We start from the raw sequence: 6,636 nt of genomic DNA, 5'->3' as shown, positions 1-6,636 counted from the left end.
ATAATCATACAAGATACCAATGGAATTTAAAGAAGATGACCCCTGTGGATTACAGAAATCATCTTCTTAGTATAGCTTGAAGTCCCTTATTGAAGTGTCCTTGACAAGGGGTACAGTTTACAGGTACCTTGTCCCGATTTTTTATTTCATATTACTAAAATAGGTTAGGCAAATAAGGCTGGCAATTAACCTGTCCCCTTGTCCCTCTAGAGGAGACATAATGTTTAGTTGTGAAAATAGGAACCAAAACTTACTCTACTAAATCCAATAAGTGACTTAGTGTTCATGACTTTGCGCAGGTATTAATGGAGTTCTGAAGGGCTGGGATTAGAAGCTAAGGGAGAGCACTAAACTATCAAACTACAGCTCGAATTGCTGTGCGGACAGTAGTTACGACACGTGAACAACCGACTCAGGAATTTTTAAATACGGCTTTTCGTCAATATGGAATTGGGAGTAAGAGTGAGGATAACGGAGTTTTGATTGTGCTGGCAATGGCCGATTGGAGGGTATGGATTGAAGTAGCATACGGTTTAGAAGGTAGAGTTCCAGACGGTAAAGTTGGATGGATTTTGGCTGGGTACACCTTCCCATACTTAAAGAATCAAAAACCCTATTGGCCATTGATTAAGTCTATAAAAAACAAAGGAAGTATTAAGTGAATATGGTCTAGTGAAGAATCAGCTGCTGATAGAATCTCTCAACCTTCAACTTCCTCAACAAACCGGCCTTGCCTGTCCGAATCAAGCCTTCATTCGGACAGGATTTACTTTTTTCCAGCTTAAGCAGTCCGAATCAAGCCCTCATTCGGACAGATTTTACTTTTCTCCAGCTTAAGCAGTCCGAATCAAGCCTTCATTCGGACAGGATTTACTTTTTTTTAGCTTAAGCAGTCCGAATCAAGCCCTCATTCGGACAGGATTTACTTTTCTCCAGCTTAAGCAGTCTGAATCAAGCCCTCATTCAGACAGGATTTTTACATTTTCAGCTTAAGCAGTCCGAATCAAGCCTTCATTCGGACAGGATTTACTTTTCTCCAGCTTAAGCAGTCCGAATCAAGCCTTCATTCGGACAGGATTTGCTTTTCTCCAGCTTAAGCAGTCCGAATCAAGCCTTCATTCGGACAGGATTTGCTTTTTTCCAGCTTAAGCAGTCCGAATCAAGCCCTCATTCAGACAGGATTTTTACATTTTCAGCTTAAGCAATCAAGCCCTCATTCAGACAGGATTTTTACATTTTCAGCTTAAGCAGTCCGAATCAAGCCTCCATTCGGACAGGATTTACTTTTCTCCAGCTTAAGCAGTCCGAATCAATCCCTCATTCGGACAGATTTTACTTTTCTCCAGCTTAAGCAGTCCGAATCAAGCCTTCATTCGGACAGGATTTACTTTTCTCCAGCTTAAGCAGTCCGAATCAAGCCTTCATTCGGACAGGATTTGCTTTTTTCCAGCTTAAGCAGTCCGAATCAAGCGCCTATTCTAACTATTTTAAAATGACTTTCTCAGTGCCCTCAACCTCTCCCTTGTCCCTCATTCCTAAAATTAAGTATAATGATAATATGGAATATTTAGATATTCATTACTTTTATAAAAAGGCAGATTTTAAGAAGGTGCATAATGAATTTATTCGATATTTTATTATCAAAAAAGGGAAATAAGTCTCAAGAACCTGAGGTACAACCTTCTATTGTGGTGGTGGAAGAAGAACCTGAAAAAAGCAGTGTTCAAAAAGATGAATCTCTAAGAATTGAATTATATAAACTATTCAGTACGAAAACAACTAATCCCGAGAATCTTGCAAAGATGGTTAATTTAGCTGAATTAAAAGTAATAAAAATGCGTTACCGTAAGCTTGAAGAGGAAAATATGGAACTCTCAAAGCGTCCAACACAATCTGACTATAACAATAAGGACATGGAAGTTCAGCAATTAACAAAAAAACTAGAAACAGTTAAAGAAGTAACGGTTTCGAAGGTAGCGTATGAACAATTAGTGGAAGAGACCGTTCATTTAAAACAAGAGCTTAACAGGATGAATACAAAAGTTGATGAACTAGAAAATATAGTTAGTGATTACGAAGGGCTTAATAGCAGTCTTCAATGGCAGCTTGAACAGTCAGAGGCAAACATGCTAGATTCAAAGATTTACGATGAGTTAGAGGGAAAATTCAATGCTCTGCGTACTGCCCATGATGTATTGCAAATTGAAAATTTAGAACATCTTCAACAAAACAAACAATTACATTTGCAACTCCAGCAGTTACAGGAGCAATTGGAACGAGTGCAACCATCTTTAGCAGATACGGTCACAGAATCAACGCTCGAAACGAATGATCTGCAACCTGAAGTGGAAGATATAAGTTCGGCGGAATTGCCTACTGTCATAATTGAGGATGAATTATCTACGGATGTGGAGCAAGATGAAACAGTAACAGCTTTAGAAGAAGACACGTCTGTTGTAAAAATAGATTTCGTTGAAGAGGAAAAGGAACGTCTAGTTTTTGATGAAGTCATTTTAGAAGAGGCATTAGATGAAAGTGTATTACTTGTCGAGCAGGAAGTAGATGAAGCGCAAATGGTACAAGCTATTTCGGATGTGTTGTTAAAAACGGTGCCGACGATAGAGCAAGGTGTGACGTTTGGATTTCCTGCCTATGATGCCTCTTCATTTTTACGACGTGATGACAAGTCGGAGCATGGCTATTTAAGAAGAGTTATTAACAAAATTATTGGATCGATGCACGAAATTCGTAATATTGAGTTCGATAGCACGTATGAAATTGATTATGCTACAGCTTATTCAGAGGGGATTATTCGTAAACATAAATATGAGCATAACCGTCGCTTACAATTTATGAAGGATCGCCCCTATATAGGGCGTGTTGACTATGTTACAACAGCTGGTGCAGAAACGATGTACATCGGTGAACAAGGGATTGAGGGGCATGTGATCTCGTGGAAGGCAGAAGCTGCATCACTTTATTATTTACGAGTAGTCGGTCAACCGATTGCGCACAAAACGCTAGGGGATGTCATTACCGATTATATACGACAAATCGATATCCAATCTGGGAATATTAAAACACTTCATCCACCTATTACGGCAACGAGCCAGTATATTAAAGATGAGGGACTAGTTTCTGCACTGTCAAATAAACGCGGTTTAGATATGCAATCAATCGTAGCAACATTGCAACGAGAGCAATATGAAATGATTCGTATGCCAATGACGAAGCCTATTATTATTCAAGGTTCGGCTGGGAGTGGTAAATCCGCTATCGCGCTTCACCGCTTAAGTTATTTACTATACAAATATCAAAATTTAAAGGCGGATAGCGTCGCCATTTTAGGACCGAATGAGGCATTTTTAACACATATTCAAAATGTTTTACCGACATTAGGTGATTTTGGTATTAAGCAATCGACATTTTTAGGAATGGCATGCGACATTTTAATGATCTCATCATCAAAAGTGAAACGTCACCAAGCAACTGAGCTAGACATGATAAAAATGAAGGGATCTTTAGATTTTAGACAGATTGTACAGGAAACGACCATGAGGATGTTCAATGACCTTCGTATTTGGGCGAGACCTTATACAGTAAAATCCATTTCTATCCCAATCGTTCCTATTTTACGTGAAATGGAAAAATACCCGCACTTTTCGTTAAAAGAGCGTGATAACCAGTATTTCAACATTTTTTCAAGAAGCTTGCAGCAGGAGTTAAAAACTGAAAATGAAGTTCAACAGCAAATCCAGGATCGGGTGAAGGAAAAGGCAAAATCAATTGAAAAGCAAGAGGGGATGCCTTTACCACTTGATCGAAATGATTTTATCACGCCTGAAATAGCAAGATTAGGAAATAGTTGGATTGAGCATGTTGCCGCTTATAGAGACGAACCTTCTAAAGCAATAAAATACCAAGTGGAATTAAGTCGTAGCCAATTTATAGCTGCAATAAAGGACGCTGTTCAGTTGAAAATGAAGGAGCATGTTATAGTTCTTCAATCATTGATTTCTGATAATATAGATGACACGATTATTGCACAAACTTGGCAACATTATATTCAGCTTGAAGTGCGAAAAGCTAAAGAAGCAGCCATCTTAGAGCTTATTACAAATCAGCCTGATGAAGTGCTTAGTGTAGATGACCTTACCCAAACATTTATCTTTCAACAGAAGCTGGAAGAAGTGCAGAAAGGTGTGCTGGAACAATTAGCTAAGATAGAGCAGGCATTTTTCATAGCTAGAAGGGATATGCTCCAACAGGCAGTGCTGGCAGAACTGTTAATGAGGATTGAACAATCTTACTTTAAGCAAATTACAAAAGCATTAAAAACAGGTTATGATTTGGAGTACAGTTTTAATAAGAGTTATTCGGGCTATACATTTGAAGAAGGGCTTCAATTGTCAACAGCCGATAGAGACAGTTTACACAAATATGTGAAAAAGCACCTTGAACTTGATCCTTTTGATTGCTTTGATGAAGCGATTAGAATGGCCCAATCAAAGGGTCTTCTATCCGATGACTATCAATCATTCGAAACGTATTATGAAGATTTACCTGCATTGTTGCATATTACTAGACTCATGCATGGTGTATCAAAAGAGCATAAATTATCTTATTTAATTGTGGATGAAGCGCAAGACTATATGCCATATGAAATTGTCGAGTTGAATGCATTAACACAGAAAAATGGATTAATGTTAATTGGAGATTTAGGACAAAACTTGAACCGGGCAAGCTCTCTACAAGATTGGCATACTCTTGATGCATTAATTGGTAATCCGGCTTACTATGAATTGCAAGCCACTTACCGCTCGACAGCCCAAATCGTTGAAGTAGGTAATGAAATTATAGAGCCGTTTGCCACAGGGAAATATAGGCTATCAACAGAAACGTTCCGAGATGGTGCAGAAGTAGAATGGATAGAGGTAACATCAACTACCGAGGAACAGCATTTGAAAGAGATATTAGAGGAGGCTGTTTTTACGCATCTGTATGAGTCTGTTGCCGTTGTGGTGAAAGATGAATCATTGCTAGAGCATTACCGATATATGATAGATCCATATTTTACTGTGGGGATTCAGACTGCAGCAGAACTACCGACAAATGCCAAAGTAGTTCTTACAACGCCAACAGCTGTAAAAGGATTAGAATTTGAGGCGGTAGTCATTGTGCGATTTAATGATTATGAATCAACGGACTTTGATCGAAAGTTAGCGTATGTAGCAACTAGCCGTGCCTTACATCAACTCTATATTACGTTTGAGAAGGGGAAGAAAGGTCTAGTTAGGCCATAATCAAAACAAGGGCTTTTACTGTGTAAAAGCCCTTGTGACTTGAATAATGATTGTTTACTCTACCTTACATAATCACATCACTATGAACGATATCCGCCGTTAAATTTGTTAACATATCGATATCATGTACTTCTGAATCTTGTAAAGCTATACCATCTTTTTCGATTACACGAATAATAGGGCGTTCTGGAAAACTGTCATTATTTTTAACTACAAAACCGGTTTCACCTGTATTTAATGTTACTGTTATACCTACAGGATACATAATTACTGACTTTTTAAAATTTTGCACTAATTCTGTTTCAAAATGTGTGCCCGAACCAGCATACAGAATTTCAAACCCTTTGTGAGGCAACATCGCTGTTCTGTACGAACGAATCGATGTTACTGCATCGAATACATCTGCAACCGCCATTATTTTGGCGGGAAAATGTATATCCTTTCCTTCTAATCCACGTGGATATCCAGTTCCGTCTATCTTTTCATGGTGTTGAAATGCACAATGGGCAGCTAATAATGGTAGTTTATGCTGTTTTTTTAAGTATTCATACCCTTCAGATGTGTGTGTTTTGATAAGTTGAAACTCTTTCTCCGTTAATTTCTCAGGTTTGTTTAAAATTTCAAGTGGAATCACCATTTTACCAACATCATGAAGTAACCCAGCTATACCTAATTCATGTAGATCTTTAGGCCTAACCCCAGAGTTTATGGCTAGTTGCAAAGAATAGACCATTACATTAAACGAATGGTTGTATAGATAATTGTCAAATACCTGTACATTTGTCATTAAACTCAATGCCTTTTTGTTTGATATAAGTTCTGATAACACATCATCGCATATATTTTGAAAAGAGTTTAAAATGATGGGGCTAATTCGACCAGTCAAGATATTATTAGATTTCAAACTTGTGAAGGACGCTTTTATTTCTACTAACGACTTTTGTCTTAATTCGTGTGAAATACCAGTATCCTCTATTAAACCATCGCTATATTTGTCTTTTACATATACCGCAAAAATACCATGATGGAGTAATCTAGACATGACTTGATCTGTTAATTTATAACCTTCTGCTAGTAAAACTATCCCATTGGAATCATATATCGATTTTGCTAACTCTGTCCCTTCTTTACACCTTCTTAAAGCCACTAGCCTCACAATACATCTTCTCCTATTTAATCACTTTGTAAAAGTGTCTACTTTTTCAAATTATTACTATATTAATTTATCATATAGATAGTCTAAATTAAAATGTCTCTATGTTGCTTAGGTTCATTATAACGTTCTATTTAGCTTTTTTCTTCTATGTTTGTCACAAAACTGTTTAGTTAATTG

General features: G+C 37.6%; 3 protein-coding genes and 1 pseudogene. 3 read left to right on the top strand and 1 reads right to left on the bottom strand.

What is annotated here, in order from left to right:
• The 3 genes and pseudogenes from LRP83_RS23315 to LRP83_RS08015 form a co-directional block, all read left to right on the top strand.
• Positions 1–80: IS3 family transposase (locus LRP83_RS23315; protein ID WP_354002332.1), on the top strand; the 80-nt coding region annotated here is incomplete at its 5' end.
• Between the two features lie 273 nt (positions 81–353).
• Positions 354–662, top strand: a pseudogene (locus LRP83_RS08020) (TPM domain-containing protein); the annotation flags it as partial.
• Between the two features lie 954 nt (positions 663–1,616).
• On the top strand, positions 1,617–5,303 hold the full coding sequence (locus tag LRP83_RS08015) for a helicase domain-containing protein (RefSeq protein ID WP_230496167.1): 3,687 nt from the start codon (positions 1,617–1,619) through the stop codon (positions 5,301–5,303).
• Positions 5,304–5,367: 64 nt separating this feature from the next.
• Here LRP83_RS08015 and LRP83_RS08010 read toward each other — a convergent pair whose 3' ends face one another.
• Complete coding sequence (locus LRP83_RS08010) at positions 5,368–6,459, bottom strand: HD-GYP domain-containing protein (RefSeq protein ID WP_230496166.1); 1,092 nt, start codon at positions 6,457–6,459, stop codon at positions 5,368–5,370.
• Positions 6,460–6,636: the final 177 nt, after the last annotated feature.

The organism is Pseudoneobacillus rhizosphaerae (assembly GCF_917563885.1).
GTDB classification, from domain to species: domain Bacteria; phylum Bacillota; class Bacilli; order Bacillales; family Cytobacillaceae; genus Pseudoneobacillus; species Pseudoneobacillus rhizosphaerae.
Note: the sequence above shows the minus strand (reverse complement) of the source record. Positions and strands in the feature narration are given on the sequence as shown.